This is a genomic window from Vibrio owensii (assembly GCF_002021755.1).
GTDB classification, from domain to species: domain Bacteria; phylum Pseudomonadota; class Gammaproteobacteria; order Enterobacterales; family Vibrionaceae; genus Vibrio; species Vibrio owensii.
In genome coordinates this window covers 92,615-119,270 of record NZ_CP019959.1, presented here as the reverse complement: position 1 = coordinate 119,270, position 26,656 = coordinate 92,615, and the positions used below count along the sequence as shown (strand labels likewise).

Here is a 26,656-nt window from a genome sequence, read left to right as displayed (position 1 = left end):
GAACAAATTGGGTGAGTTATGTCGGATAAGAAACAGTTCGAGAAAAATGAAGATTCATGGCCGGTAGGTGTGGATCTTGTGGAGCATGAGATCAGTACCGGTATTTGGGTTACGACCCAATGGCAACTGACGGGATTTGAAATTAACCCAACCGAAGACACTCAACACGTGTGCTTGCTGCAATTGCACAAAGACGAGCGCACCGATTACCGCTTTAACCTGAGCTCGCAACAACCAAAGCTTTTCTTGGTTATGGACAATGTCGATTCTGGTGATACACCGACGATTCAATTGCTTACGGCGTCTCAAACTGTCGCTGCGCAATATATGGATGGCGATAACCTAGTATTATCTAATGATATGCCGTTAGCCATTCAAGCTTGGATGGAGGCCTTTATTGGGCGCCACGGTGAGTTGTTAGAAGTAAGACGTAAGAAACGCAAAGGAGCGGGCAGAGCAAATGGCAACTAGTCTTTTTAGCCGTTGGTCGAAACGTAAATTAGAAGAAGCTACTACCGAGCCTACAGATGCTAGGGCATTGGACTCTGTTGAATCTACTGAACCAGAAACCGCACAAGCTCATGAAGAATTAAGCACTGAAGCGCGAGCATTGGGTACTGAGGCTTCTGCGACAGAGACTGAATCTCAACAGACATCAAGCGAAACTACTGATCCTGAAGAGATGTCCGTAGCGCAGCTATTGGTGTCTGAGGCTTCAGAGAGCGTTAAGAAAGCTGCACTACGTAAGATGTTCTTGTCAGAAGAGTTTAACGTTCGCGATGGTTTGGATGATTACGACGATGACTACAGTAACCTCAAGTCGCTTTCTGAAGGGGTGGCTGAAACACTTCGTGATTGGGTGAAAGAGAAGACGGAAGAAGAACCAGCAGAAGAAACCACACAATCAACTGAATCTCATGAAGAAAGTGATATTGAATCGGCTGATGTAGAACTTGCTGAAGGTGCCGAAATTCTCGAAGAACAAAAAGAACTGGATATAAATACAGTATCTAATGAAAGTGATATTCTAGAGACAAAATTAGCCCCTGAAGAGGTGGGACAAAATATACCACACAAAGAATAGGTACATTTTGACTAAACGCTCAATGAACCGGCTGAGACAAAATGTCCCAGTCGGTTTTTTTATCCCTACAATTTCTAAGATAAATGGCTAACTTATTGAAAATTAGCTAATATTTAATTGGCACGACATTTGCTATCTGTTGCTCATTACCATTCTTGTTGAAGTTAGACCATTTGCCCAATAGGCAGTGATAACCCGCGTGAGACTACCTAAAAGGGGTAGTTACTGACGAGTTAATCAGCAGAATCGCCTGCGCTAACTACAATGAAAGATGGAAGAAACTATCCATGCGTATAAATGGAACTGAGCAATGTTGAAACAACTATTAGAACAAGCAACTTCCAATAACGGTAAAGCGCGTCTGTATGCGTTTGAGAATACCGTAGAGTTGACCAATCTTATTCCACCAACGGTGAGCTACGAGAGTGGCGGTAATACACTGATTGTTGGACCGACTGCCATCATTGAGAGTACAGCCGCGCAGCTATCTCAAATGAATAGCCTGACACTTCTTTCTACAGACGGAGAGAAAGGCACCAATCCAGAACTGTACTTTGCAAACTCTGTTCAGGTTTCTGGTTTCCTAGGCACGTTTGAAGTGCTTATCGAAAATAACGGTCTAACAAGCAACCTAGCAAAAGTCGCTATCAATAGTGATTGTTTCGATGTTGTTCTCGATCTTTGTCTAAGCAGCTGTATGTCAGAAGAGGTTCCGGTTCCGGGTTACTACCCAGTGGGACGTGGTTATCCAAAACTGGCAGAAGCGCTAGAAGAAATCCCAACACTAATGGGTACGTTTGATAAGCCAAAATTCTTCCGTCTGGACACTGATCTATGTGCACACAGTTCTCGTGGCGTAAAAGGCTGTGAGCGTTGTGTGGATGCTTGTCCTGCTGGTGCACTATCAAGTGAAGGCAGCGATAAAACGGGTCATCGCATCGAGATTAACCCATACCTATGTCAGGGCGTGGGTACTTGTGCAACGGCTTGTCCGACAGAAGCGATTCACTACGCACTACCTAATCCTGAAGATACGCAAAAATTCATTGAACGCACGCTAGCGAACTACGAGCAAGCGGGCGGTCTGGATCCTATCGTTCTTATCTGTAGCTCTCGTCACGAGACTTACAACGTGATGGCACTGAAAGCGCTACCAGATAACGTGATTCCAATTGTGGTTGAAGAGCTTCCTTCTATCGGTATCGATACATGGTTTGCAGCTCTAGTTAATGGCGCGACGCAAGTGCTATTTGCAGCTTCTCGCTTTATGCCTGCAACCATCATTCGTGTTCTAAATAACGAAGTAGGTATCGCGCAAGAGCTATTGGACCAACTTGGTATCGCAAAAGAGACCATCGATATCCTTTACTTGGAATCGCTTCGTGAAGGTCCTCCAACACTATGTACAGATTCATTCGACCTTGCCCTTGGCGATCTTCAAGGTAACAAGCGTCAACGTTTGTTTACTGCGCTTGATGCGATGTCTTCTTCTCGTATTCCGGTTGAGAACATTGTTGAACTGCCTGCGAACGCGCCTTACGGCAATGTTTCTTGTGAAAGCAAAGATTGTACGTTGTGTATGAGCTGTGTGGCGGTTTGTCCAACACGTGCACTTCATACCGATGGTGAATCTCCATCACTTAAATTCGTTGAACAAGATTGTATTCAATGTGGTTTGTGTGAAAAGGCATGTCCAGAGAAAGTTCTGACTCTAACGCCACGCATGAACTGGGTGAAAGAAGAGCGCCAAAAAGCGGTTGTGATTCACGAAGAGAAAGCAGCGGAATGTGTTCGCTGTCATAAGCCATTCGCACCTCAGTCTATGATCGACATGCTACAAAGCAAGTTACGCGGTCACTCTCATTTCTCCGATGAGGCGGCGATCAATCGTATCGCAATGTGTGAAGACTGCCGTGTGATCGATATGTTTGAGTCGATGGCAGAAGACCCAATGAAACAACTGAAATACTAGGAGCTCGCAGTGGATACACAACGAGAACAAGAACAAACACTGAGAACAGAGATCTACTTGGTTTTGTCAGCGCTTTTCCGTAGCGCACCAAGTGAAGAGATGATCGAGTTCCTGACTTCTCTAGAAGTTGAACCATCAGAAAGCGCAATGCAAAAAGCGTGGATTGCACTTCAGCAAGCGGCAAAAGATTCCAACCGTGAAGCGCTAGAAGATGAATACCAAGATCTTTTCATTGGTATCGGTCGTGGTGAAGTGATGCCATTTGGCTCATGGCACATGACGGGTGCAATGATGGAAAAACCACTGGCTGAAATTCGTCACGATTTGGAACTGCTTGGTTTCGAGCGAGATGAGAATGTGAAAGAGCCGGAAGACCACATCGCAGCACTTTGTGAAGTGATGTCGATGCTAACGGGTGAAGAAGAAGATCTTCAACAAGCGGTGTTTAACAAACACATCGCACCTTGGTTTAACTCTTTCACTCAGCAACTAGAAAACGCAGAGAGTGCGAGCTTTTATAAGCCAGCAGCTCAACTGTGTGAGGCGTTCTTAACACTGGAACAAGTGCGCTTTAGCGTGAACACCAAAAGCAGTAAGCACAAATTAAAAATTGATGTGAAAAACGTCACTGATTACGAGTAATCGAGCAGTACTTGGTCATATCGATAGAGGGGCAATAGCCTCCAAAGATCTACCGTAAGGTAAGGAAGCAATGATGAAAGATAATAAAGAAATAAACACAAGCCGTAGGGATCTCCTGAAAGGCTTAACGACTGCAGCCGTAGCTGGTGCGGTTGTCGCTGGAACAACAAAAGTGGCAAGCGCTTCAGAAACGGTTGATCCTTCTGAAAAAGACGTGAAGAAGAAAGGGTATCGTGAAACTCAACACATTCGCGATTACTACGACACACTTTAGGAGATAACGGATGAAACTTGTCAAACGCTCCGACAGTGTGAGCAAAGAAACCAATCAGCTTGGCGTTTCTCGCCGTGCATTCATGAAAAACACCTCGCTTGCTGCTGGTGGTGCGGTTGTAGGTGCAAGTCTTTTTGCACCGGGCATGATGAAGAAAGCACAAGCTAAATCGGTGGATCCAGAAGCGAAAACAGAAGTAAAACGTACCATCTGTTCTCACTGTTCTGTAGGTTGTGGTATCTACGCTGAAGTTCAAAACGGCGTATGGACAGGTCAAGAGCCTGCATTCGACCACCCATTCAACGCTGGTGGACACTGTGCAAAAGGTGCAGCACTGCGCGAACACGGTCACGGTGAGCGTCGTCTGAAATACCCAATGAAGCTTGAAAACGGTAAGTGGAAGAAGCTTTCTTGGGATCAAGCGATCGAAGAAATCGGTAACAAGGTGATGGACATCCGTAAAGAGTCGGGGCCAGATTCCGTTTACTGGTTGGGTAGTGCGAAGCACAACAACGAACAAGCGTACATGTTCCGTAAGATGGCGTCGCTTTGGGGTACCAACAACGTTGACCACCAAGCACGTATCTGTCACTCAACAACCGTAGCAGGTGTTGCAAACACTTGGGGTTACGGTGCGATGACCAACTCTTTCAATGACATGCACAACTGTAAGTCGATGCTGTTCATTGGTTCAAACCCTGCAGAAGCGCACCCAGTTGCGATGCAGCACATCCTAATCGCGAAAGAGAAGAACAACTGTAAGATCGTTGTTGCGGACCCTCGTCGTACTCGTACCGCTGCTAAATCGGATCACTACGTATCTCTACGTCCGGGTTCTGACGTTGCGTTTATTTGGGGCGTGCTATGGCATGTCTTCGCGAACAACTGGGAAGACAAAGAGTTCATCCGTCAACGTGTATTCGGTATGGATGAAATTCGTGCAGAAGTAGCGAAATGGACACCAGCAGAAGTTGAGCGCGTAACTGGCGTTCCTGAGTCTGAAGTTTACCAAACAGCGAAACTGCTTTCTGAAAACCGTCCGGGTTGTATCGTTTGGTGTATGGGTGGTACTCAACACACGACTGGTAACAACAACACACGTGCTTACTGTGTACTTGAGCTTGCGCTAGGTAACATCGGTAAGTCAGGCGGCGGTGCAAACATCTTCCGTGGTCACGATAACGTACAGGGCGCAACTGACCTTGGCGTACTATCTGACACGCTACCAGGCTACTACGGCTTGTCTGAAGGTTCTTGGCGTCACTGGTCGAAAGTGTGGGAAATCGATTACGAATGGATCAAAGGTCGTTTCGATGACAACGCTTACGGCGGTCAAAAACCAATGAACAGTGCAGGTATTCCTGTATCTCGTTGGGTGGATGGTGTTCTTGAAAACAAAGACAACATTCGTCAACGTGAAAACATCCGCGCAATGTTCTACTGGGGTCACGCAGTTAACTCTCAGACTCGTGGTCCTGAGATGAAGAAAGCGATGCAGAAGCTGGATATGATGGTTATTGTTGACCCATACCCAACAGTTGCAGCGGTAATGAACGATCGTACTGACGGCGTTTACCTGCTTCCTGCAACGACTCAGTTTGAAACGCACGGTAGTGTGACAGCATCTAACCGCTCACTTCAGTGGCGTGATCAGGTTATCGAGCCATTATTCGAATCGAAACCTGACCACGAAATCATGTACCTGCTAACTAAAAAGCTAGGTTATGAAGATCTGCTGTTCAAAAACGTACGCGTCGAGAACAACCAGCCTGTGATCGAAGACATCACTCGCGAATTCAACAAAGGCATGTGGACCATCGGTTACACAGGTCAAAGCCCAGAGCGTCTAAAAGCGCACCAACAAAACTGGCACACATTCCACAAGACATCTCTGGAAGCAGAGGGTGGTCCTGTGAATGGTGAGACTTACGGTCTACCTTGGCCATGTTGGGGCACACCAGAGATGAAGCATCCAGGCACACACATTCTGTACGATACGTCTAAGACTGTTGCAGAAGGTGGCGGTAACTTCCGTACGCGTTTCGGTGTTGAGTTTGAAGGTCAAAGCCTACTTGCTGAAGACAGCTACTCAAAAGGCTGTGAAATCAAAGACGGTTACCCAGAGTTCTCTGACAAGCTAATCAAACAGCTTGGTTGGTGGGACGACCTAACGGCTGAAGAAAAAGCAGCAGCGGAAGGTAAAAACTGGAAAACTGACCTGTCTGGCGGTATTCAACGCGTAGCAATCAAGCACGGTTGTATCCCGTTTGGTAACGCGAAAGCGCGCGCGATTGTTTGGACATTCCCAGACCGCGTACCGCTGCACCGTGAGCCGCTATACACGCCTCGTCGTGACCTTGTAACGGATTACCCAACTTGGGACGACAAAGAAGCAATCTTCCGTGTACCAACGCTTTACAAGTCTATCCAGAAAGAAGACAAGTCTGGTGAATACCCAATCATCCTGACTTCTGGTCGCTTGGTTGAGTACGAAGGTGGTGGTGAAGAAACACGTTCAAACCCATGGCTTGCTGAACTTCAACAAGAAATGTTCGTTGAAGTGAACCCGAAAGACGCAAACGATCTTGGCTTCAAAGATGGCGATGACGTTTGGGTCGAAGGCGCAGAAAAAGGTCGCATCAAGGTGAAAGCGATGGTCACTCGTCGTGTTAAACCGGGTCTGGCGTTCATTCCGTTCCACTTCGGCGGTAAGTTCGAAGGTGAAGACCTACGTCCTAAGTACCCAGAAGGTACGGACCCTTATGTTGTTGGTGAAGCAGCCAACACGGCAACCACTTACGGTTACGACCCTGTTACTTTGATGCAGGAAACTAAAGTAACCCTATGTAACATTCGTAAAGCGTAAGGAGTCTGACAATGGCACGAATGAAATTCCTATGTGACACCAAACGCTGTATCGAGTGTAACGGCTGTGTTACTGCATGTAAGAACGAAAACGATGATGCACTTGAGTGGGGCATTCAACGTCGTCGCGTGGTAACACTGAACGACGGTGAACCAGGTGAAAACTCAATCTCTGTTGCTTGTATGCACTGTACAGATGCGCCTTGTATGGCAGTTTGTCCAGCTGACTGTTTCGAGCACACAGAAGACGGCATCGTTCTTCACAACAAAGATCTTTGTATCGGTTGTGGTTACTGTCTGTTTGCTTGTCCATTCGGAGCGCCTCAGTTCCCGAAACAAGCGTCATTCGGTGAGCGTGGCAAAATGGACAAATGTACTTTCTGTGCAGGTGGTCCAAACACAGAACCAGGTTCTCTAGAAGAGCGTGAGAAGTACGGTGCGAACCGTATTGCTGAAGGTAAGCTACCTATGTGTGCGTCACTATGTTCAACAAAAGCACTGCTAGCGGGTGATGCAGAGAAAGTTTCTGACATCTTCCGTCAACGTGTGGTTGAACGCGGTGCGAAAAACGCAGGTTGGACAGACGGTAACGATCTTTCTTACGACGCAACCAAAAGCTAAGTAGGAGAGACACATGTTAAATACTCTTAAACGTGCGTCTCTTGTAATGCTGTCTATGATGACAGCATTACTGCTGACCTTTGCGATGCCAGCGTCTGCGCAAGAAGACACTTCTCCAGTGGTACAACAGGAGATGACACAACTTGCAGGTGCAGACTTCTGGCGTCAGGTCAAAGAGGGGCAAGAAGGCTATACCACGTCGAAATCAGCGGAACACGGTGTGCTGATCAGTACTCCGGGTGAGACTTGGTACATTCTTAAAGAGAAATGGATGTCTCCTGCGGGCGCTGTCGCGATTTTCGGCAGTATCGCAATGGTAATCATGGCTTACGTATTCGTTGGTCCTTTGATGCTAAGCAAGCCACGTACTGGCAAGAAGATGAAACGCTGGTCTCGACTAGACCGAGCCCTACACTGGAGCATGGCGTTTACCTTCTTAACGCTGGCATTCAGTGGTTTGATGCTGGTTTACGGTAAGCACTTCTTGAAGCCGTACGTACCCACTGAGTTCTGGGGCTTCATTGTCATGTTGGCGAAGCAGTACCATAACTACATGGGTCCGCTGTTCTTCATCTTGCTGATGTTTGTTCTACTGAAATGGTGGCGAAAATCTATCCCTAACATGACAGACATCCGTTGGTTCATGAAAATGGGTGGCATGGTTGGTAAACATAAAGGCACGCACCCATCGGCTGGTTTCTCGAACGGTGGTGAAAAGGCGATCTACTGGTTGTTGATCTTCTTCGGTGCTATCGCTGCAGTGAGTGGTTTAATTCTGGATTTCCCAATTTTCGGCCAAACTCGTCGCGATATGGAATTATCTAACCTTGTTCACGCGATTTCGGCACTGATTCTAATCTGTGGCTTTATCTTCCACATCTACATCGGTCTATTCGGTATGGAAGGTGCGTTAGAAGGTATGGTTACCGGTGAAGTTGACGAAACATGGGCGAAAGAACACCACGATCTTTGGTATGAAGAAGTGAAATCCAAAGAAGCGATGGGCGAAACAGATACGGCAAACACGGAACCAAAAGGAGCGAAAGCGAATGAACAAACCTCATAACGGGATTTGGGTTGCGTACATCCTGAGCTGTTTGACTCCGTTTACGTTTTTGATCTCAGGCGTTATCGCAATCATTTACGCGGGCTACCGCTTGGATAAAGGCGAAGACAGTGATGTAGTGAACTCACATTACTACGGCTTGATTCGCACATTCTTCCTGTACTTCACGTTCTTTGTTGTATTGATCGTAACAGTGGCAACATCGAATGGTGTGTTGGTTGGCGTAAGTGACTATTGGGTACACAGCAGCTTGCTAGACACAGTGGCTTACTTCATCCCTTGGGTAGGTATGCTGTTCGCAACGCTTGCGATTCTAGTTTGGTTCCTACGTATGTACCAAGGTATGAACCAACTGCGTAACAATATGCCGCACAGACCGTCTACAGGTCCAAACCTGTAAACCGGAACCTTTGCTCAAAAAGCCTCGCCATCGCGGGGCTTTTTTATGCCTGAAAGACGGAACGACTCCATCAGTTTTTAAACAGAAATTAGAGGCAAATCAGCAGGCTTACGACCATGGTCTAATCCTTATTGCTATTGTTGTTTTTCTATCAGTGTTAAGCTTAATAAAAAAGAGCAACAAGGATCGGTTATGAATTTCCCATACAGAAATATTGTCGTACTTACTGGCGCAGGCATCTCGGCTGAGTCTGGTATTCAAACATTTCGAGCTCAAGATGGTCTCTGGGAGAATCACCGTATCGAGGATGTCGCAACACCGGAAGGCTTCTTGCGTGATCCGGATTTGGTTCAGAGCTTTTATAACCAACGTCGTAAAAAGCTACAAGGTGAAGATATCAAGCCGAATGCGGCCCATATCGCGCTAGGACGCTTAGAAGAGCAGTTGGAAGGCAAAGTGACTATCATCACTCAAAACATCGATAATCTGCACGAGAGAGGCGGTAGCGCTAATATCATTCACATGCACGGTGAATTGCTCAAAGCGCGTTGCAGCGAATCCAATCAAGTCATCGAGCATTCAGAAGACATTGAGACTGGAGAGTTATGCCATTGCTGCCAAATTCCGGCTCAAATGCGTCCACACATTGTTTGGTTCGGTGAAATGCCACTGCGCATGGGTGAGATATATGCGGCACTGGAAGAGGCGGATTTGTTTATTTCTATCGGTACTTCTGGTGTCGTCTATCCAGCCGCAGGCTTTGTACATGACGCGAAGATGCATGGTGCACATACGATTGAAATCAACTTAGAGCCAAGTGCCGTAGAGAGTGAGTTTGAAGAGAAGCGTTACGGTAAAGCAAGTATTGAAGTGCCAAAATTGGTTGACGAAATTCTTGCTCTGGAAAATGAAGCCAGCGCTTAATCAAACGGACAGAACCTTCATTTAAAAAAGGTATCGAGTGATTCGATGCTTTTTTTATTTTGAAACGTTGTATTCTGATGCTTTGCAATTCGAGCAGTATGGATTGAGCCACAAATAGCGATCTACAGATACAAGAAAAGCGACCGAAGCCGCTTTTCTAAACTATTTAGACAGACTGATTAGTTGTCTACTTTTAGCTTTTGGAAGTACTCATCGTAAAGCACGCTTGCTTCACCAACTTCGTCTTGCCATGTACCGCTGTCCATCACTTCTTGTGGTGGGAAGATGCTTGGATCGTTAGCAAATTCTTTCGGTAGTAGATCGTGCGCTGTTTTCACTGGAGTAGGGTAACCAATCTCTAGTGCAATCTTAGCTGCGTTCTCTGGACGTAGTAGGAAGTCGATCATCTTATGAGCTGCATCAACGTTCTTCGCACCAGCTGGAATTGCTAGGCTGTCCATCCAGAAGATAGTGCCTTTCTCCGGCCAGATGATGTCGATGTTCGCGCCTTCTTGACGAGCCATGTAAGCAGAACCATTCCAAAGCATACCAAGTGATACTTCACCTGCTAGGTATGGGTTCGCTGGGAAGTCTGAGTTAAATACCAACACGTTTGGCATTAGCTTTTTCAGTTCTTCGTAAGCCGCTTTGATCTCGTCTGGGTTAGTCGTGTTTGGCGAGTAACCAAGCTTAGTCAATGCAATGTGGAATACTTCGCGAGAGTCATCCATCAGCATTAGTTGACCTTCCCACTTGCTATCCCAGAAATCGTCCCATTTAGAAACCGATGACTTGTCTAGCATGTCAGCATTGATACCAATACCGGTCGCACCCCAAATGTATGGGATAGAGTAGTTGTTGTTCGGGTCGAACGGCTTGTTCAGGAAGTTAGTGTCTAGATCAGCAAAGTGAGACAGTTTCTCTTTGTCGATCTTTTGCAGCATGCCTTCTTTACGCATTTTAGATACGAAATAGGTAGACGGTACTACCAAGTCGTAACCAGAACCTTGAGTTTTCAACTTCGCGTACATGCTTTCGTTAGACTCGTACGTAGAGTAGATAACTTTGATGCCGGTTTCTTTTGTAAAGTCTTCAAGAACTTCGTTTGGAATGTATTCCGACCAGTTGTAGAAATACAGTTCTTGATCAGCAGCCATTGCAGGGGTAGCGATTAGCGTCGCCGCACACAGTGCGCTTGCGTAGAATTTACTTTTCATTTTATTTCCGTTTTGTTCAGCAACAGGACAAATCAATACTAGTAACAGATACTGGTTTGAGCCAAATTGCGATAAGCACAATCCTGTTTATTTGAGCGACGAAAACCAACATTACGACCCAAATAGGCAGTAATGCTTGAACTCGAGTCAAATAAACCTAGCAACATACAATTATATCAGTCAATTACAAAAATAGGCAGCGTATTGCTGCCTATTTTCATTTGGTAGATGGCTTATTAAGCAAGATCAGATTATTGACCCGCTTTAAGCTTTAGGAAGTAGTCTTCGTACTTCACTGTCATGTCGCCAACAGAGTCTTGCCATTCAACGCGGTCAAGGTCTTCTTGAGAAGGGAACAGTGGTGCAACGTCTTTGAATTTAGCGTTAGATTCTGCAACCGCCGTTAGGTAACCCGTATCCGCTGAGATTTGCTCTGCGATTTCTGGACGTAGTAGGAAGTCGATCATCTTGTGAGCTGCTTCTACGTTCTTCGCACCAGAAGAGATTGCGAAGTTATCAACCCAACCGATACCGCCTTCTTTAGGGAATACAAGTTTTAGGTTCATGCCTTCGTTTTGAGCGGCTGCTGCACTACCGTTCCAAAGCATACCAACGCCAACTTCGCCAGACATGTATGGTGCGCCTGGGTTGTCAGAGTTAAATACTAGAACGTTAGGCATTAGCTTTTGTAGCTCTGCGTACGCTTCATCGATTTGTTTTGGATCCGTAGAGTTACCTGAGTACCCCAGTTTGCGCAGTGCAATGTGGAACACTTCACGAGTGTCGTCCATCAGCATTACTTGACCTTCTAGCTCTGGCTTCCATAGGTCAGCCCAGCTTTGGAAGTCGTTTGGATCGTACATGTCTGCGTTAACCGCTAGACCTGTAATCGCAACAACGTGTGGAATAGAGTAGTCGTTATTTGGATCGTAAGGCTTGTCTAGGTAGTTTTTATCTAGGTTGCCGAAGTTTTTCAGCTTAGTCTTGTCGATCTTTTGTAGCATACCTTCGTCTCGCATCTTCGCTACGAAGTACGTTGAAGGTACTACTAGATCATAACCTTGGTTATGAGTTTTTAGCTTTGCATACAAAGTTTCATTCGACTCGTAAGTCGAGTAGATCACTTTGATGCCAGTTTCTTTAGTAAATTGCTCTAGGATATTACTGTTGATGTAAGGACCCCAGTTCATAAATACTAATTCTTTATCATCCGCTGCCGCTGTACCAGAGAACAGAGAAAGCGCACATGCACTACCAGCTAATAGAGTAGCCCATTTTTTCATTGACGTTAGCTCCAAACCAAACGTTGTCCAATTTTGGACGATAGATAGAAAAACAGAATGGCATGTAACCATTCTGTTTCGTGATGTTAACGGGTGCGGATTCTACTTCACTTTTTCTCTTGCTAGCAACTGAGAAATTACTACCAAGACCAAAGAAACAATCAACATCACCGTTGCTAGGGCGTTCACTTCCGGTGAAATGCCCACCTTAACCATTGAGTAAATCTTCAATGGCAAGATTTCGTAAGTTGGACCTGTTACAAACGAGCTGATAATTACGTCGTCCAAAGACAGGGTAAAGCTCAGTAGCCAACCTGCAGCAACCGCTGGTTTAGCAAGAGGAAGGATGATCTGTTTCAAGATAACCCATTCGCTTGCGCCAAGGTCTTTTGCGGCTTCCAACATTTTCACATCAAAGCCATTTAAGCGGCTGTACACTGTTACCACAACGAACGGTAGACAGAAGGTGATGTGAGCAATCAATAGAGTAAAGAAGCCAAGCTGTGCGCCTAATACTAGGAACAGCGCAAGCAATGAAATCGCCATTACAATATCTGGAGACATCATTACGACAAACAGCATGCCGTTTACCGCGCCTTTACCTTTGAACGAGTAACGGAATAGAGCAACAGCCGTCAAGCTGCCAATAATGGTTGCTGCTGTCGCTGAAAATACCGCTACGTTCAATGAATGCCAAGCAGCCTGCATTAGGCTGTCGTTATTTACTAAAGTTTCGTACCATTTCGTGGTGAAACCGCCCCATTTCATACCAAATTTGTTGGCATTAAATGAGTTAACAATTAAGACGATGATTGGCAGATACAAAAATGCATATACCAGCGCCATAAAGCTAAATCTAACTGTGCGTCCCATTAGTCTAGCTCCACTTTCTTATTCAATAGTTTGCCTGCTCTATAGTAAGCGTAAAGCATCACAGCCATTGCGAAGGTGAGGGCGATACTGGTCGCGGCACCAAATGGCCAGTCACGAGCGTTCAATACTTGGCTCTTAATGACGTTACCGATCAGTAGGTTCTTCGCACCGCCAAGAAGGTCAGAGATGTAGAACATACCTAGTGCAGGTAACAGAACCAACAAACAGCCACCGATAATGCCAGGCATTGTCAGAGGTAGAATAACGCGTGTAATGGTTTGAAACTTGTTCGCACCAAGGTCTTTTGCTGCCTCGATGTATGTGTTGTCTAACTTCTCGATTGCCGAGTAAAGCGGCAAAATCATAAATGGAAGCAAGATGTACACAAGACCAATCATTACCGCTGTTTCGGTATACATTAAACGCATCGGCTTATCGATGATTTCCATCGCCATTAACGACTTGTTCAAAATGCCTTGAGTACCTAGAACAATCTTTAAACCGTAAGTACGGATAAGAGAGTTAGTCCAGAACGGTACAATCACCAAGAACAACATGAACGGACGCCATTTTTCAGGCATTTTCGCTACGATGTAAGCAAATGGATAACCAATCACCAAACACAACAAAGTTGCGATGATCGCCATGTAGAAAGAGTGCATCAGCACCTTTGCGTACAAAGGATCAAGTAGGCGAAGATAGTTGTCGAATGTAAACGTTAATTCAATGAGGTTCGCTTCATCACGCGTCAAGAAACTTGTACCGATAATCATTAGGTTTGGTACTAACACAAACAGTGTTAACCAACCAACGATTAGGGTAATGATCGCGTTCTGAAGATTAAGCTTCTTGCTTATCATTTAGTACTACCTCCCAGCTCTCAACCCAAGTAATAGCGACTTTCTGGCCGAGAGAGTGGTCCACATCTGGATCATCTTCGTTAAAGAATTCGCTTACCATCACGCGCATGCCTGAATCCAATTGGATAACAGAATCAAGCGTCATACCTTTATAGGTACGCTCAGTTACGTGACCTACGATGCCTTTTTCTTCAGACTCTTTGATCTCTTCGATTCGTAAGTCTTCTGGGCGAAGTAGTACTTGTAGTTTGTCACCGGCTTGTGCTTCTTGATCGTAGTAAACAACGGATTCAACACCTTCAATCTCTGCACGAATACGTTTCTCGTCGATGCGATCTAGCATGGTTGCGTTGAATACGTTGATCTCACCGATAAAGCGAGCAACAAATAGGTTCTTAGGTTCTTCGTAGATCTCACGCGGAGAGCCGTCTTGTTCGATAACACCGTCGCGCATAACAATAATGCGGTCAGACATCGATAGGGCTTCTTCCTGATCGTGCGTAACGAAGATAAAGGTAATACCAAGTTGACGCTGAAGCTGTTTAAGCTCGATTTGCATTTGCTTACGTAGTTTGTAATCAAGTGCAGATAGAGATTCATCTAGCAGCAGTACTTTTGGCTTGTTCACTACCGCACGCGCAATGGCGATACGTTGTTGCTGACCACCAGAAAGTTGGTGAGGCTTACGCTGTGCCATTTTTTCTAGGCGAACCATGCGTAGCGCATCCATAACTCGTGGCTCAATCTCTGCAGCAGGTGTTTTCTGCATGCGAAGACCAAAAGCAACGTTTTCAAATACGGTCATATGAGGGAAGAGTGCGTAACTCTGAAATACCGTGTTGACGTGCCTTTGCTCTGCAGGAACCTGTGTTACATCTTGGTCATCTAATACGATTTGACCGTTATCTGCCGTCTCAAAGCCCGCGATCATGCGTAAAACTGTTGTTTTACCACAACCAGAAGGACCAAGAATCGTCAGAAACTCACCATGATTAACATCCAGATTTAAATTACCGATGATTTCCTTGCCATCGAAACTTTTGCTAATACCAGATAGACGAACTACTGGCTTTCCTGCTTGCTGTTTAGCGTTCAACGTCTGTATTTCTCCCACGTTCAAATTGGGTTTCGACCAATTGATGTGACATTAGTCATTCACTTTTGAGGCGCGCATCATAATCACCAAAATTGTGAAATCAAAGCATTTTCTTATCTTGAAACAGAAAAAATTTTGCAGGAAAAAGTAAACATTCCTTACCATACTGTTTTTATGGGGGTATTCAATTTTCCGCTATACATAAGCAAGGCATTAATTTCTTCAGCAAATGTTTTCAATTTCATGGATTTGCGAGTGGTTAATTATCGACCAAATAGCAGATTTTGCAAGTATTGAGGCCGACTTATGATTTTAGACATGGAAAGATTTCTTTATAATGACGCCCTTATTAATTAACTGGTTTTCCAGAAAAAATCTTACAAGTTAGCCTTGGATTAAATATGAACAACGATTTTGAGAAAGATTTCAATCTTGGAGGGAGTGTAGAGCGAGCTCTTTCTGGCAAGTATGAACTAAAAGCAGCAGCCGTTTTTAGTGAAGCTTGGCGCACCACCATTCAACAGTTTTTGTCCTTCTCACCTGCGATTATTCTTTTGCTTTTCGTACAGTTGGGTATCTTCTATATCGCACTGCAACTTCAACTGGGTGATCCAGGCGTAATCCTTGATGCTATTCAAGACCCAGAATCTTTCACCACTGACATCGTTTCCGCTATTTATGTGGCTAACTTTAGTTACGAAGTGATCAGCGCGCCAATTTATGCTGGTATCAGCTTAATGGCGATGAGCCACGTTGCTGGGTTACGAACCAAGATCCGTCATGTGGGCAAAGGTCTTCAGTTTACGGTACCAGTGATTCTAGCAACGCTGTTTAGCTTGATGATGCAGGGTGTGGCGGGAATGATTTTCCCATTGCTGTCTCTGTATCTTTCTTTAGCGTTTAGTCATTCTATCTTATTGATTTGTGAGAAAAGAGTGCCGCCAATGCAGTCACTTCTTTTGTCACTTCGTGCAATCAACAAGAAGCTTTTTGTCGTCGCAGGGCTTTACTTAGGCGTGATGTTGATGTTTATTGTTGCTGCAATGTTCTACGGAATTGGCTTGATCTTCGTGCTACCGTTCTTCTTCCATTTGAAGGGAATCCTGTACCGCGAGATGTTTGGTATCAAGTTAAAGATCGTAGCAACACAGCAAAATGATAACGATCACGATGGTAACTCTCAGGTGTTTGATGCCTAAATCTTTAAAATCAATGAGTTTACGAGTGGCGGCTATCACAATAGCCGCCACTTTTGTTTCTGTAGGACCATATTTGCACTACGACCGCGAATATCGTAATGCGATTGACTCGCAGGTGGTACATGGCCCGGTAACACACCCAGACTTGTCTAACCTCCCTTATATTGGTGACATTCCAGATTTCAACTCGATTAAGGACACGAAAGATAAGAAGACAGCGTTCTTCGACTTCCTTCGACCGAAAATAGCGTTAGAAAATCAACGAATCGAGAAAGAACGTGCATTCCTAACGTCTTTAAAAATCGGCAAGGTGAGCGCTGAACAAACCTCTTACGCTGAACGTTTGGCTTCGCTTTACTCTTACCCATTGCAAGAAGGCACGGTGACACAAGTTTGGCTAGATGAAATGTTCAAGCGTGTCAACGTGTTACCAGAGGCGCTGGTTTTAACCCAAGCCGCCAATGAATCTGCGTGGGGAACCTCTCGTTTTGCTACTCAAGCAAACAACTTGTTTGGTCAATGGTGTTATAAGAAGGGCTGCGGAATTGTCCCGGCACATCGTGGGGCAGGAAAAACGCATGAAGTAGAAAAATTCGACACAGTACAAGAGTCGGTGCACGGCTACTTTATGAATGTGAATCGCAACCGTGCTTACGCTGATTTACGCGACATTCGCGCTAACTTAGCAGGGAAACACAAGGATTTGTTATCTGTGGCGACGGCATCAGAGCTAACTCATGGTTTGCTCGCGTATTCCGAACGTGGCATCGCTTACGTTAATGACTTACGTGCGATGATTCGTCACAATAACGCTTACTGGACACAATAGAAGAAATAACGGATCGGATGAAGAAGTTAAGCCTAAGTTTACTAGGCAGTGCGGTACTGGTCTTAGCATCGCCTGCAACTCACGCGCAAGAATACATGTTTACGTATTCTAAGCTCTACACACAATTGAAGAACAATGCGAAAGAAGGACATGACGACGTTAAAGTCGGTGTCTTTTTTGTCGATGCGGAAACCAAGCAACTGTGTGATATAGAAAAAGCATGGATGGAAAAAGAAGAGCATTACGAAGAGTTTGTTATTCCGGCTTCTAAAGAGCTTCCCATTCCGATTGACAAGAACTTGAAGTCTGCGAACCCACTTGTCTTCGTCCAAACGCCGAAAGACACGCGATGTGATTACTCTTTAGTTGTGATGACTAAAGAGCCATTACAGGGTAACGTGTCTTACGAACAACTTACGCCATTGATGCCACAAATGCAGGCTTTGCTTGAAGATCTAGGCGGTATGTTTGCAGGTTGGTTCACTCCAGAGGTAAAAGGTGTGACCATGGAATTTGCGGATGACTTGAATGACACTATCACATTCTCCGATGGCACAGAAAAAGCCATTGTGAATGGTAAAGTTCAGGTGGCTTTGAGTGACATTGGGGTAGGAGGTCATATGACTTTGCCTCAGCCAACGACTCGTGTCCTACCTTATCTACCAAACGCGAAAAAATAATCGTGATTTGATTTTTGAAGAGCTGCAATTGCGGCTCTTTTTTATTTTTATTGCCCATCGCGCTGTTTTAGAGTGCATTTATTGACGACTCGGTCACACAAACATTTAATCCTGCGTAAAAAGCTCGTATAATCCACGCCCCATAGAAACCCATGTTAGGAAGCCCTAGTCGATTTATCGGCGATGTGAGAGCCCGCAATGAACCAAGTAGATACAAGAAAAGAAACCCTAGAATTCAACAAACTTCAGAAGCGTCTAAGAAGAAATGTTGGAAATGCCATTACTGATTACAACATGATCGAAGAAGGCGATGTTGTGATGGCATGTATTAGTGGTGGTAAAGATTCATTTGCGATGCTTGATATCCTGTTGAATCTACAAAAGGCAGCACCAATCAAGTTTGAAGTGGTTGCGGTTAACCTTGACCAGAAACAGCCAGGTTTCCCTGAGCACATTCTTCCAGATTACTTTGAAACACTGAACATTCCTTACTACATCGTAGACAAGGACACTTATTCGGTGGTTAAAGAGAAAGTGCCAGAAGGCAAAACGACTTGCGGCCTATGTTCGCGTCTTCGCCGTGGTACGCTTTACTCTTTCGCTGAGAAGATCGGAGCGACGAAACTAGCACTTGGTCACCACATGGACGACATTGTTGAGACTATGTTCTTGAACATGTTCCATGGCTCACGCCTTAAAGCGATGCCGCCAAAGCTTCGTTCAGACGATGGCCGTAACGTTGTAATTCGTCCGTTGACTTACTGCCGTGAGAAAGACCTGATCAAATACGCAGAGCACAAAGAGTTCCCAATCATTCCTTGTAACCTGTGTGGCTCTCAAGAGAACCTTCAACGTCAATCGATTAAAGCAATGTTGATCGATTGGGATAAGAAAACACCTGGTCGCGTAGAAGCTATCTTCAAGTCAATCCAGAACGTAAGCCCGAGCCAGCTTGCTGACCGTGAATTGTTCGACTTTGAAAACCTTCCACTGGACCGTGAAGGAAATCGCGAAGAATACGAATTCAGTGAAGCTGTAGTTTCTTCGACAAACATCGACGAATCAATGTTCATCGATGTAACCAACATCTAATTCGAAAAGAGGGGGCTAAATCAGCCTCCTTTTTAGTTTGCGTGCTTAGGGCCGTGAACAAAATAAAAAAATCCCCCAACAATTGGGGGATTTTCATTTCTACATTATTTCAAAAACAAGCGCTGTTATGTCGCTGTATTCGGATCGAGCGGACTGATGTAACCGTTTGGTTTTAATGCCAGTACGTCGCAATTGATTTTATCAATCACATGCTCAGCTGTGTTACCAATAAACACCGCCGAAAGCCCCGTACGACCTGTCGTACCAAGAATAACCATTGCAGCATTCAGCTTTTCAGCCGTTGCAGGGATGATGTCTTCTGGTAGTCCTTGTTCAACGATTGTTTGCTCTTCATCCAAACCGTGCTTTTGGCGAAGTGCTTTCATTGCTGTTAGGTGGTGCCCGCGAACTGCATCTGTGTAAGTTGTTGGGTCAAACTCAGGCAATTCAATCGTAATATTCGCCGGAGTAACCGGATAGGCATTAACGAGATACGGTTCAGCATCGAGACGATTGGTGATTTCTTTAAGGCGCTCGACCATTGAATCGTTCAAATCAATGTGCGTGGGGTTTTCCGAACCAACATGAACAGACGCGAGAATCTTCGCGTGCTCTGGCCAATCGGAGTTCTTAATTAGAAGCACAGGGATAGGGCACTTACGTAACAAATGCCAATCTGTAGGAGTGAAAATGACGGATTCTAGAACATCGTGTTTACGCGTTCCCTTAATAACGATGTCGTGACCGCCAGCAAAGACTTCAGCAATGATCGCTTCATAAGGGCGATTATGCCAAACAACACAAACATCAAAGTCGAAGCTATCGTCTAAATACGGTTGGGCTATCTTACGCATCCATTGTTCACGTTGGTGGATAACACCGCGACGCATAGCATCTCTTTCATCGACCGACAGCATTGAGGTCATGTCATACGAAAAATCGTAGATTGACAGAAAGAAAGTGATTCGGCTTCTGGATACACTTTTTCGAGCGAGTTGAACTGCTCTTGCAAGTGCTGGCTGCTCATCATTATTGATGTCAGCAACAACAAGGATCTTACTGTATATACTCATATCTAAGCCCACTTATTATTGTAAAACCAAATACCGAATATAAGGTAAATCAGTATATTGGAGTACACAAGGTACATTTTTACTGTAGCTCAGTTTGAGGAAGAATTTGAGGACTTTCGAAGGGATTTTAGAAGAAATATGATGTAGCTCATTTTCGAGCTACATCAATTGATAGGGCAAATTAGTCTTTGCTGACGCCAGCAAGTTCCATCAATGCATCATGGTCTAAGATGGTGATGTACTTACCTTTTACGCTCAGAATTTCAGATTTCTGGAAGCGGCCAAGTAGGCGACTGATGGTCTCAACTGTCAAGCCAAGGTAGTTACCGATGTCACCACGAGTCATGGTTAGACGGAATTCTCTTGGGCTAAAGCCACGTTGAGAGAAACGTGTCGATAGGTTGTATAGGAAAGCCGCAAGACGCTCTTCAGCGTTCTTTTTAGAAAGAAGAAGGATCATCTCTTGGTCGCCTTTAATTTCGTTACTCATCAGACGCATGATCTGTTGGCGAAGTTTAGGCATCTTTCCTGATAGGTCATCAAGGATTTCGTAAGGAATCTCACAAACCATTGATGTTTCAAGTGCTTGAGCAAAGCTTGGGTGTAGATCGCCTGTGATTGCGTCAAAACCTACAAGGTCACCCGCTAAGTGAAACGCAGTGATTTGCTCATCGCCTTGTTCTGTAATGGTGTAGCTCTTGATAGTACCAGAGCGGATAGCGTACAGAGATTTTAGCTCATCACCTGCTTTAAAAAGCTCTTGGCCTTTTTGGATTGGCTTTTTACGCTCGATGATTTGATCCAACTGATCCAGTTCAGACTCGTTAAGAGTAAACGGAATACACAGTTGGCTAATGCTACAATCTTGGCAATGAATCGCGCAACCGCCTGATTGGATACGCTTTGTTGCAGGTTTTTCAGAAATCATAACAACCTTTCACTATTTGATATACATCAATATTTTATCACTGCTTACTTCTAAAGGGTAGCAAAAAAATTATCGAAAACGACTTTCATATTATATGAAACCAAGCATTCGCATAGCTCCGGCGGCAGTATACACGCCATAACTTATGAGGATTAATGCTGAGATGTTTCTAAATATTAACGACTTTTGCAGTTTCTGAAAATGAGTGGCGCCGTATCCGATCGCGAGCATCGAGGGCAGAGTACCCAAGCCAAACGCCAACATGATTAATCCACCGTTCAATGCGCTCCCTGAAACTGCAGACCATGTGAGTGCTGAGTAGACTAAGCCACATGGTAGCCATCCCCAAATAAAACCAAACGGGAACGCATGCGTCGGATGTTTTAGCGGCAACAGGCGCTTGCCTGCAGGGGAGATAAACTTCCAGATATACTGACCTGCTTTTTCAACAACAAGCAGTCCTTGCCACCATTTGGCAATGTAGAGCGCAACTAAGATCATGAAAATTGCAGCGACAAATCGAAGCCAAGCGAGAGATTGGGTTAAACCGCTCAATTCTGACAGGCCTGATATAGCACCACCAACAATAGCGCCAAACAGAGCGTAGCTAGAAAGCCTGCCAAAATTATAGAAAAGAGGAATAGAAGAAGATGGTTTGTTGTTCGGTGCACCCATGGAGAGTAACGAGGCGATACCGCCACACATTCCCATACAATGACCGGCCCCAACGAGACCGATCATGAACGCGCCAATAAAATCTGGACTCATAGAGTAACGCTATTGTTTTTTATTGTTTGGTTTTTCGTCTTCATCAAGAAGAATGTTGTGACCTTGTCGCTCTAGGTCTTCGAACTGATCACTACGAACGGCCCAAAGGAAGATGGCAACGGCGACACAGACCAATACAATGGCGATAGGGATTAATATGTAAAGACTTTCCATGTTTGATCTCTCACTTACTTCTCTTTAAGCAGTCGCAACGAGTTGGATACAACAATAATAGAGCTTGCTGACATACCCACTACAGCAACGTACGGAGCGACTAAGCCTGCAACTGCCAGTGGCAAAATTAGCAGGTTGTAGCCCAAAGACCAAGCCAAGTTTTCTCGGATTATCTTTCTTGTACGTATTGCAAGCAATCTAGCCTCTAACAGCTTCTCTAAATTGTCACCAAGAAGCGTCATATCTGCAGAAGCTTTAGCGACATCCGTACCACCACCCATCGCAACGGATAGGTGAGCTCCAGCTAGTGTTGGTGCATCATTGATACCATCACCAACCATCATGGTGATGTCGTTTTTATCTAGCCCTTTAAGATACGCGAGTTTGTCTTCTGGTTTTGCCGATGCGATCACATGGTCAATACCCATTTCATTCGCAACAGGCTGCGCATTTTGCAGTGAGTCACCTGTCAACAAGGTTGTTTTGATACCGGCGTCTGCAAAGCGTTGAATGAATGCTTTACTCTCTTTACGAATAGGGTCGCGGTAATAGAAGATCGCAACGTGCTCTTCGGCTACAGAAAGATACACAGCGTTACTCTCATCTCGGTTTTCACCAACTACGAAGGTGGCACTACCGATTTTTACCGTCTTGTTGTGCCATACACCTTGAATACCAGAGCCAATGATGTTTTGAACATCGCTTACGGTAACGTCTTCTTGACCAAAACCAGAGAATGCGCGAGCGATCGGGTGGTTTGCGTGTGCTTCAAGTGCCGATGCAATCGCAAGTGCGCTAGTTTCATTGAAGCCAGCAAAGGTCTGGGTTTGACTAATTTCTATATCGCCTTTAGTCAAGGTGCCGGTCTTATCCACGACAAGATGATTAATCTTACATAGAGTTTCGAATACATGACCTTTACGCAGCAAAATACCAAAGTTGCCCATACGAGAAGTAGCACAAGTTAGTGCGGTTGGGGTTGCCAAAGATAGGGCACATGGGCAAGTGGCCACCAAGACAGACAGCATAATCCAGAACGCATCATCAGGTTTAGTCTGATGCCAGTAGAACCAAGTACCTGCGGAAATGATTAATATCGCGCCTACGAAATAACGAGCCACGACGTCAGCGATTTCAGCGATTTTTGGCTTAGAATGCTGGGCTTCGTCCTGAAGACGAACAATGTTAGAAATCATTGAGTCTGCTTTCGAGTTCGTCACTTCTAACTCAAACGACTCCTCGCCATTCAATGTGCCGGCGTAAACCGCATCTCCGGCTTTCTTAACCACGTGAACCGACTCACCGGTAAGCATCGACTCGTCGATATGGATACGGCCAGAAATCACTTTACCATCGGCAGGAATGTGCTCGCCAGGAAGAACACGGATACGATCGCCTATCTTCAACGTTTTCACTGGGATTTGTTCACCATCTAACGTTGTAGCAATCGCAGGGATGAGCTTAAGAAGGTTACCACTCGCTGCCGCTGCTTTACGACGAGCTCGCATTTCTAAGAATCGGCCAACCAACAAGAAGAAGGTAAACATCGAGATAGATTCAAAGAAAACTTCGCCTTGTTCAGTCACTGTTGCAACTAAGCTCGCCACATAAGCGAAGATCAATGCAATAGAGACTGGAACATCCATCCCAAGCGTTCGACCCCTAATGCTTCGCCATGCATTGAGATAGAAAGGGAGCGCGGAATAGAGGAGTACAGGGGTTGCAAAAATTAAGCTCACCCAGCGGAAGTAATTTTTAAACTCGGGCTCTAAATCACCAAAGACTTCCAAATACAGCGCGACTGCGAGCATCATAACTTGCATGGTGGCGAGACCTGCAATACCCAAACGATAGAGGTACTGTTTCATCGTATGGTGGTAAGCCGCTTCTTGTTTATCTGCTTCAAAAGGGGCGGCTTTGTAACCGAGTTTATGAATGACCGACAGCAGTTCACTAAGTCGAACTTGAGTTTTATCCCAAGCGAGTAGAGCACGGTTAGTCGTGGTGTTTACACGAATGGAGACTAGGCCTTTAACACCCGACACTTGTTTTTCAATCAACCAAGCACAAGCGGCGCATGAGACGCCCTCCAACGAGAGCGTGACTTCAGAAGTGTTCTCATGGTTACGAACAAATTCTGACTGAACGTCCTCGTTGTCATAATGGATAAGGGCTTGGAGTTGCTCAGGGACTAGATCCGCCTTTTCTGCTGGTGCAGTACGGTATTGGTAATAGGAGACAAGACCACTATCGACAATAGTCTGAGCCACGGTTTCACAGCCCGGACAACACATGTCGCGAATTTCACCCAATATTTCTACTTTGAAATCCGTGTTGGCTGGTACATCTTCACCACAGTGATAACAGGATTTACACATAGACTTACTTCATCAAAGTTGTTGGTTGTGCTGGGAACTCGACTCGACCTTGAATCATCCATGCTTTGTTATGTGGTTCAAGTTCGACAAACCAAGGGCCTTGAATGGAGCTTTCAGGCGTTAAACGGTAATTACCAGTCGCATCAGCCGTAAGAAGCTTAGTAAAGTCACGATCTGGTAGAGTACGGTGCGTGAATGTAGCGGTTAGTGCAGGGAAGTGTGGCAATTCTCCTTTGTTGAAGGAGATAACCACCGTGTTGTCATCTGACGAAACGGTAGCGTTAAGACCAAGGTCTCGAGCGACATTCATTTTACTGATGTCGATGTTGATACCTTTGCCTTTTTTATAGTAATCCTCGGCGACCAAAGAAACAGAGTTGTTGGCGAATACGACCACTGTAACGATTGTCCATACCACAACAGTTAGAGGCAGGATGATCAGGAACCACGGCCAAAATTGTTTATACCAAGGCTTTACCATAAAAAAGTTCTCAACAGCTAAATGAAAAAATGTAAGGCTTTAAATTTAAAGGAAAGACAGCCCCTATGAAAGGGGCTGTTATTGAAATGTTACTTATTGTCAGAGTTGCTTAAACTCCAGACGTATGCCGCGACAAGTTGAACTTTGTCTTCGCCTAGAATGTCCTTCCAAGCTGGCATCACACCAGAGCGACCATTCATAACTGTTTCTGTTACTGCAGCGCGTGAATCGCCGAATAACCAGTCTTGGTCAGTAAGGTCAGGTGCGCCTACAGCAGGGTTACCTTTACCATCAGTGCCGTGACAAGCTGCACACACGACAAAGCGAGCTTTACCAGCTTCTGCTTCACGTGCATTCACCTTACGACCAGACAGGCTTAGCGTGTAGCTTACAACTTCTTGAACACCTTGTTCGCCAAGTGCATCTTTCCACGCTGGCATCTGACCGATACGGCCTTGCATGATAGTAGTCACGATAGCCGCTGGCTCACCGCCATACAACCATGCGTCGTCAGTTAGGTTAGGGAAACCTGTCTGACCACGAGCATCAGAACCATGACATTGCGAACAGTTCTGTAGGAACAAACGCTGACCAACTTTAATCGCTTCAGGGTCTTGCGCAATCTCAGGGATAGGGCGTAGACCATCTGCGTTGTGAGCAAGAGCGCGGAATGCTTCACCGAAGTAAGCATCAGCATCATCAAGCTCTTTAGCGTATTGGTTAAGTTGTTTGTTTTCTTGTGCTCGTGCGATGGCTTCTTTTGATTCTTCCAACGTACGTACGGTTTGATCTGAACTCTGCCAGTTAAGGACACCTTTAAAGCTGCCTAGACCTGGAAATAAGGTCAGATATACAGCTGCAAACACAAATGTGCTCACAAATAAGTATGTCCACCATTTAGGTAGAGGGTTGTTAAGCTCGCGAATACCATCGTACTCGTGGCCCATGTCTTCCCCTTCCTCGACGCCCATTTTATCTTTTGCGCACCAAGTAAGGAGAATCGCACAGCCTACCAGCGTACCGACAGTAATCACGATAATCCAGAGACTCCAGAATGTAGTCATTACTTCTTCACTCCTTGGTTATTTGGGGTCGTTTTTTGCTCTTCGTCGGCAAACACCAAGTTAGCATCTTCCTCGAAGCGTGCTTTGCGCTTCTTACCAAATGCCCACCAAACGATGCCAATAAAACTCGCGAAGAGTACAACGGTATAAATACTATGAATTGTACCGAAATCCATATGACCCCCTTACTTCATTGCATGACCAAGAGACTGAAGGTAAGCGATGATTGCATCCATCTCTGTTTTACCTTCTACTTCTTTAGCCGCATTCGCGATTTGTTCATCCGTGTACGGAACACCAAACTGGTTGCGGAAGATTTCTAGTTTCTTCTGCGTTAGTTTGCCGTCTAGTACGTTCTCTTCAAGCCAAGGGAAACCAGGCATGTTTGATTCAGGTACTAGCTCACGTGGATCAATAAGGTGAACACGATGCCATTCGTCAGAGTAACGTCCGCCAACACGAGCCAAATCTGGACCAGTACGCTTAGAACCCCATAGGAATGGGTGTTCCCAAACGCTTTCACCAGCAACAGAGTAGTGACCGTAGCGCTCTGTTTCAGAGCGGAAAGGACGAATCATCTGACTGTGACAAACGTTACAACCTTCACGGATGTAGATGTCACGACCTTCCATTTCCAGAGGAGTATAAGCACGTAGGTTTTCTACAGGCTCCGTCGTTTGCTTCTGGAAAATCAGAGGAGTGATTTCTACAAGCGCACCCCAACTGATTGCAAAGACGATGAAAATTGCCAACAAACCGACATTACGTTCTAGGATTTCGTGGCGATTATTCGAATTATTACTCATTCTTTAA

The 26,656-nt window shown here is 45.2% G+C and carries 28 protein-coding genes; 14 read left to right on the top strand and 14 right to left on the bottom strand.

Annotated features, from left to right (window positions below; genetic code table 11):
- The first annotated feature begins 18 nt into the window (after positions 1 to 18).
- From A9237_RS00490 to cobB, 10 genes are all read left to right on the top strand, one after another.
- Positions 19 to 471: a DUF3305 domain-containing protein gene (locus A9237_RS00490; RefSeq protein WP_005441569.1), complete on the top strand. Its 453-nt coding sequence runs from the start codon at positions 19 to 21 to the stop codon at positions 469 to 471.
- Positions 461 to 1,084, top strand: coding sequence for a DUF3306 domain-containing protein (locus A9237_RS00485; RefSeq protein WP_078607095.1), 624 nt, complete (start codon positions 461 to 463; stop codon positions 1,082 to 1,084). Before A9237_RS00490 ends, A9237_RS00485 begins: the two co-directional genes overlap by 11 nt.
- 310 nt (positions 1,085 to 1,394) lie before the next feature.
- Positions 1,395 to 3,056: a 4Fe-4S dicluster domain-containing protein gene (locus A9237_RS00480; RefSeq protein ID WP_078607093.1), complete on the top strand. Its 1,662-nt coding sequence runs from the start codon at positions 1,395 to 1,397 to the stop codon at positions 3,054 to 3,056.
- Between the two features lie 9 nt (positions 3,057 to 3,065).
- On the top strand, positions 3,066 to 3,698 hold the full coding sequence (locus tag A9237_RS00475; RefSeq protein WP_009706093.1) for a TorD/DmsD family molecular chaperone: 633 nt from the start codon (positions 3,066 to 3,068) through the stop codon (positions 3,696 to 3,698).
- Between the two features lie 73 nt (positions 3,699 to 3,771).
- Complete coding sequence (locus A9237_RS00470; RefSeq protein WP_078607091.1) at positions 3,772 to 3,972, top strand: twin-arginine translocation signal domain-containing protein; 201 nt, start codon at positions 3,772 to 3,774, stop codon at positions 3,970 to 3,972.
- Positions 3,973 to 3,982: 10 nt separating this feature from the next.
- Positions 3,983 to 6,838 (top strand): formate dehydrogenase subunit alpha, encoded by a 2,856-nt coding sequence (locus tag A9237_RS00465; protein ID WP_033006499.1) that lies wholly within the window; start codon positions 3,983 to 3,985, stop codon positions 6,836 to 6,838.
- 11 nt (positions 6,839 to 6,849) lie between these two features.
- On the top strand, positions 6,850 to 7,458 hold the full coding sequence (gene fdh3B, locus A9237_RS00460; RefSeq protein ID WP_005427693.1) for a formate dehydrogenase FDH3 subunit beta: 609 nt from the start codon (positions 6,850 to 6,852) through the stop codon (positions 7,456 to 7,458).
- A gap of 13 nt (positions 7,459 to 7,471) precedes the next feature.
- Positions 7,472 to 8,524 (top strand): formate dehydrogenase subunit gamma, encoded by a 1,053-nt coding sequence (locus tag A9237_RS00455; protein WP_009706095.1) that lies wholly within the window; start codon positions 7,472 to 7,474, stop codon positions 8,522 to 8,524.
- Positions 8,508 to 8,924: a membrane protein gene (locus tag A9237_RS00450; protein WP_009706096.1), complete on the top strand. Its 417-nt coding sequence runs from the start codon at positions 8,508 to 8,510 to the stop codon at positions 8,922 to 8,924. The genes A9237_RS00455 and A9237_RS00450 overlap by 17 nt, the downstream gene beginning before the upstream one ends.
- A gap of 192 nt (positions 8,925 to 9,116) precedes the next feature.
- Positions 9,117 to 9,848, top strand: coding sequence for a Sir2 family NAD+-dependent deacetylase (cobB, locus tag A9237_RS00440; protein ID WP_020197411.1), 732 nt, complete (start codon positions 9,117 to 9,119; stop codon positions 9,846 to 9,848).
- Between the two features lie 179 nt (positions 9,849 to 10,027).
- Here cobB and A9237_RS00435 read toward each other — a convergent pair whose 3' ends face one another.
- The 5 genes from A9237_RS00435 to potA all read right to left on the bottom strand — a co-directional run bounded on the left by A9237_RS00435 (position 10,028) and on the right by potA (position 15,177).
- Entirely contained in the window at positions 10,028 to 11,065 is a 1,038-nt protein-coding gene (locus A9237_RS00435) for an extracellular solute-binding protein (protein ID WP_005528441.1), read from the bottom strand.
- 251 nt (positions 11,066 to 11,316) lie between these two features.
- A complete protein-coding gene (locus A9237_RS00430; RefSeq protein WP_009706099.1) occupies positions 11,317 to 12,348 on the bottom strand; it encodes an extracellular solute-binding protein in 1,032 nt (343 codons plus the stop codon).
- A 102-nt stretch (positions 12,349 to 12,450) separates the two neighbouring features.
- Positions 12,451 to 13,221: a spermidine/putrescine ABC transporter permease PotC gene (gene potC / locus A9237_RS00425; protein ID WP_005389180.1), complete on the bottom strand. Its 771-nt coding sequence runs from the start codon at positions 13,219 to 13,221 to the stop codon at positions 12,451 to 12,453.
- Positions 13,221 to 14,081: a spermidine/putrescine ABC transporter permease PotB gene (gene potB, locus A9237_RS00420; protein WP_005441590.1), complete on the bottom strand. Its 861-nt coding sequence runs from the start codon at positions 14,079 to 14,081 to the stop codon at positions 13,221 to 13,223. The genes potC and potB overlap by 1 nt, the downstream gene beginning before the upstream one ends.
- A complete protein-coding gene (gene potA, locus A9237_RS00415) occupies positions 14,062 to 15,177 on the bottom strand; it encodes a spermidine/putrescine ABC transporter ATP-binding protein PotA (RefSeq protein WP_009706100.1) in 1,116 nt (371 codons plus the stop codon). The genes potB and potA overlap by 20 nt, the downstream gene beginning before the upstream one ends.
- Positions 15,178 to 15,578: 401 nt before the next feature.
- Between potA and A9237_RS00410 the strand changes: the two genes are divergently transcribed.
- The 4 genes from A9237_RS00410 to ttcA all read left to right on the top strand — a co-directional run bounded on the left by A9237_RS00410 (position 15,579) and on the right by ttcA (position 18,977).
- Positions 15,579 to 16,376 carry a DUF2189 domain-containing protein gene (locus A9237_RS00410; RefSeq protein WP_005441595.1) on the top strand — a complete coding sequence of 266 codons (798 nt, stop codon included), beginning with the start codon at positions 15,579 to 15,581 and terminating at the stop codon, positions 16,374 to 16,376.
- On the top strand, positions 16,369 to 17,205 hold the full coding sequence (locus A9237_RS00405) for a glucosaminidase domain-containing protein (RefSeq protein ID WP_078607087.1): 837 nt from the start codon (positions 16,369 to 16,371) through the stop codon (positions 17,203 to 17,205). Before A9237_RS00410 ends, A9237_RS00405 begins: the two co-directional genes overlap by 8 nt.
- 17 nt (positions 17,206 to 17,222) lie before the next feature.
- Positions 17,223 to 17,885, top strand: coding sequence for a DUF2987 domain-containing protein (locus tag A9237_RS00400; RefSeq protein WP_078607085.1), 663 nt, complete (start codon positions 17,223 to 17,225; stop codon positions 17,883 to 17,885).
- A gap of 198 nt (positions 17,886 to 18,083) precedes the next feature.
- Positions 18,084 to 18,977, top strand: a complete 894-nt coding sequence (gene ttcA, locus A9237_RS00395; protein ID WP_005441601.1) for a tRNA 2-thiocytidine(32) synthetase TtcA — start codon at positions 18,084 to 18,086, stop codon at positions 18,975 to 18,977.
- A 125-nt stretch (positions 18,978 to 19,102) separates the two neighbouring features.
- Here the strand turns inward: ttcA and uspE are convergent, their stop codons facing one another.
- From uspE to ccoO, 9 genes are all read right to left on the bottom strand, one after another.
- On the bottom strand, positions 19,103 to 20,050 hold the full coding sequence (gene uspE, locus A9237_RS00390; RefSeq protein ID WP_005441604.1) for a universal stress protein UspE: 948 nt from the start codon (positions 20,048 to 20,050) through the stop codon (positions 19,103 to 19,105).
- A 181-nt stretch (positions 20,051 to 20,231) separates the two neighbouring features.
- Positions 20,232 to 20,978: an FNR family transcription factor gene (locus A9237_RS00385; protein WP_005429849.1), complete on the bottom strand. Its 747-nt coding sequence runs from the start codon at positions 20,976 to 20,978 to the stop codon at positions 20,232 to 20,234.
- Positions 20,979 to 21,068: 90 nt separating this feature from the next.
- Positions 21,069 to 21,746 (bottom strand): sulfite exporter TauE/SafE family protein, encoded by a 678-nt coding sequence (locus A9237_RS00380; protein ID WP_078607083.1) that lies wholly within the window; start codon positions 21,744 to 21,746, stop codon positions 21,069 to 21,071.
- A 9-nt stretch (positions 21,747 to 21,755) separates the two neighbouring features.
- Positions 21,756 to 21,920: a cbb3-type cytochrome oxidase assembly protein CcoS gene (gene ccoS / locus A9237_RS00375; RefSeq protein WP_005429857.1), complete on the bottom strand. Its 165-nt coding sequence runs from the start codon at positions 21,918 to 21,920 to the stop codon at positions 21,756 to 21,758.
- Positions 21,921 to 21,934: 14 nt separating this feature from the next.
- Positions 21,935 to 24,298: a heavy metal translocating P-type ATPase gene (locus A9237_RS00370; protein WP_078607081.1), complete on the bottom strand. Its 2,364-nt coding sequence runs from the start codon at positions 24,296 to 24,298 to the stop codon at positions 21,935 to 21,937.
- Positions 24,299 to 24,302: 4 nt separating this feature from the next.
- Positions 24,303 to 24,779 (bottom strand): FixH family protein, encoded by a 477-nt coding sequence (locus tag A9237_RS00365; RefSeq protein WP_078607079.1) that lies wholly within the window; start codon positions 24,777 to 24,779, stop codon positions 24,303 to 24,305.
- A gap of 89 nt (positions 24,780 to 24,868) precedes the next feature.
- Positions 24,869 to 25,843, bottom strand: coding sequence for a cytochrome-c oxidase, cbb3-type subunit III (ccoP, locus tag A9237_RS00360; RefSeq protein WP_005441609.1), 975 nt, complete (start codon positions 25,841 to 25,843; stop codon positions 24,869 to 24,871).
- Positions 25,843 to 26,019 carry a cbb3-type cytochrome oxidase subunit 3 gene (locus A9237_RS00355; RefSeq protein WP_009706108.1) on the bottom strand — a complete coding sequence of 59 codons (177 nt, stop codon included), beginning with the start codon at positions 26,017 to 26,019 and terminating at the stop codon, positions 25,843 to 25,845. The genes ccoP and A9237_RS00355 overlap by 1 nt, the downstream gene beginning before the upstream one ends.
- 9 nt (positions 26,020 to 26,028) lie before the next feature.
- On the bottom strand, positions 26,029 to 26,649 hold the full coding sequence (gene ccoO / locus A9237_RS00350; RefSeq protein WP_005441610.1) for a cytochrome-c oxidase, cbb3-type subunit II: 621 nt from the start codon (positions 26,647 to 26,649) through the stop codon (positions 26,029 to 26,031).
- Between the last annotated feature and the right edge of the window lie 7 nt (positions 26,650 to 26,656).

Coding starts and splice junctions, on each gene's coding strand:
- A9237_RS00435 (WP_005528441.1), bottom strand. CDS start 11,065: ATGAAAAGTAAATTCTACGCAAGCGCACTGTGTGCGGCGACGCTAATC.
- cobB (WP_020197411.1), top strand. CDS start 9,117: ATGAATTTCCCATACAGAAATATTGTCGTACTTACTGGCGCAGGCATC.
- A9237_RS00380 (WP_078607083.1), bottom strand. CDS start 21,746: ATGAGTCCAGATTTTATTGGCGCGTTCATGATCGGTCTCGTTGGGGCC.
- uspE (WP_005441604.1), bottom strand. CDS start 20,050: ATGAGTATATACAGTAAGATCCTTGTTGTTGCTGACATCAATAATGAT.
- A9237_RS00450 (WP_009706096.1), top strand. CDS start 8,508: ATGAACAAACCTCATAACGGGATTTGGGTTGCGTACATCCTGAGCTGT.
- A9237_RS00365 (WP_078607079.1), bottom strand. CDS start 24,779: ATGGTAAAGCCTTGGTATAAACAATTTTGGCCGTGGTTCCTGATCATC.
- A9237_RS00400 (WP_078607085.1), top strand. CDS start 17,223: ATGAAGAAGTTAAGCCTAAGTTTACTAGGCAGTGCGGTACTGGTCTTA.
- A9237_RS00455 (WP_009706095.1), top strand. CDS start 7,472: ATGTTAAATACTCTTAAACGTGCGTCTCTTGTAATGCTGTCTATGATG.
- ccoS (WP_005429857.1), bottom strand. CDS start 21,920: ATGGAAAGTCTTTACATATTAATCCCTATCGCCATTGTATTGGTCTGT.
- A9237_RS00480 (WP_078607093.1), top strand. CDS start 1,395: ATGTTGAAACAACTATTAGAACAAGCAACTTCCAATAACGGTAAAGCG.
- potB (WP_005441590.1), bottom strand. CDS start 14,081: ATGATAAGCAAGAAGCTTAATCTTCAGAACGCGATCATTACCCTAATC.
- A9237_RS00465 (WP_033006499.1), top strand. CDS start 3,983: ATGAAACTTGTCAAACGCTCCGACAGTGTGAGCAAAGAAACCAATCAG.
- ccoO (WP_005441610.1), bottom strand. CDS start 26,649: ATGAGTAATAATTCGAATAATCGCCACGAAATCCTAGAACGTAATGTC.
- A9237_RS00490 (WP_005441569.1), top strand. CDS start 19: ATGTCGGATAAGAAACAGTTCGAGAAAAATGAAGATTCATGGCCGGTA.
- A9237_RS00405 (WP_078607087.1), top strand. CDS start 16,369: ATGCCTAAATCTTTAAAATCAATGAGTTTACGAGTGGCGGCTATCACA.
- potC (WP_005389180.1), bottom strand. CDS start 13,221: ATGGGACGCACAGTTAGATTTAGCTTTATGGCGCTGGTATATGCATTT.
- A9237_RS00385 (WP_005429849.1), bottom strand. CDS start 20,978: ATGATTTCTGAAAAACCTGCAACAAAGCGTATCCAATCAGGCGGTTGC.
- ttcA (WP_005441601.1), top strand. CDS start 18,084: ATGAACCAAGTAGATACAAGAAAAGAAACCCTAGAATTCAACAAACTT.
- A9237_RS00485 (WP_078607095.1), top strand. CDS start 461: ATGGCAACTAGTCTTTTTAGCCGTTGGTCGAAACGTAAATTAGAAGAA.
- A9237_RS00370 (WP_078607081.1), bottom strand. CDS start 24,298: ATGTGTAAATCCTGTTATCACTGTGGTGAAGATGTACCAGCCAACACG.
- A9237_RS00355 (WP_009706108.1), bottom strand. CDS start 26,019: ATGGATTTCGGTACAATTCATAGTATTTATACCGTTGTACTCTTCGCG.
- A9237_RS00430 (WP_009706099.1), bottom strand. CDS start 12,348: ATGAAAAAATGGGCTACTCTATTAGCTGGTAGTGCATGTGCGCTTTCT.
- A9237_RS00470 (WP_078607091.1), top strand. CDS start 3,772: ATGAAAGATAATAAAGAAATAAACACAAGCCGTAGGGATCTCCTGAAA.
- fdh3B (WP_005427693.1), top strand. CDS start 6,850: ATGGCACGAATGAAATTCCTATGTGACACCAAACGCTGTATCGAGTGT.
- A9237_RS00410 (WP_005441595.1), top strand. CDS start 15,579: ATGAACAACGATTTTGAGAAAGATTTCAATCTTGGAGGGAGTGTAGAG.
- ccoP (WP_005441609.1), bottom strand. CDS start 25,843: ATGACTACATTCTGGAGTCTCTGGATTATCGTGATTACTGTCGGTACG.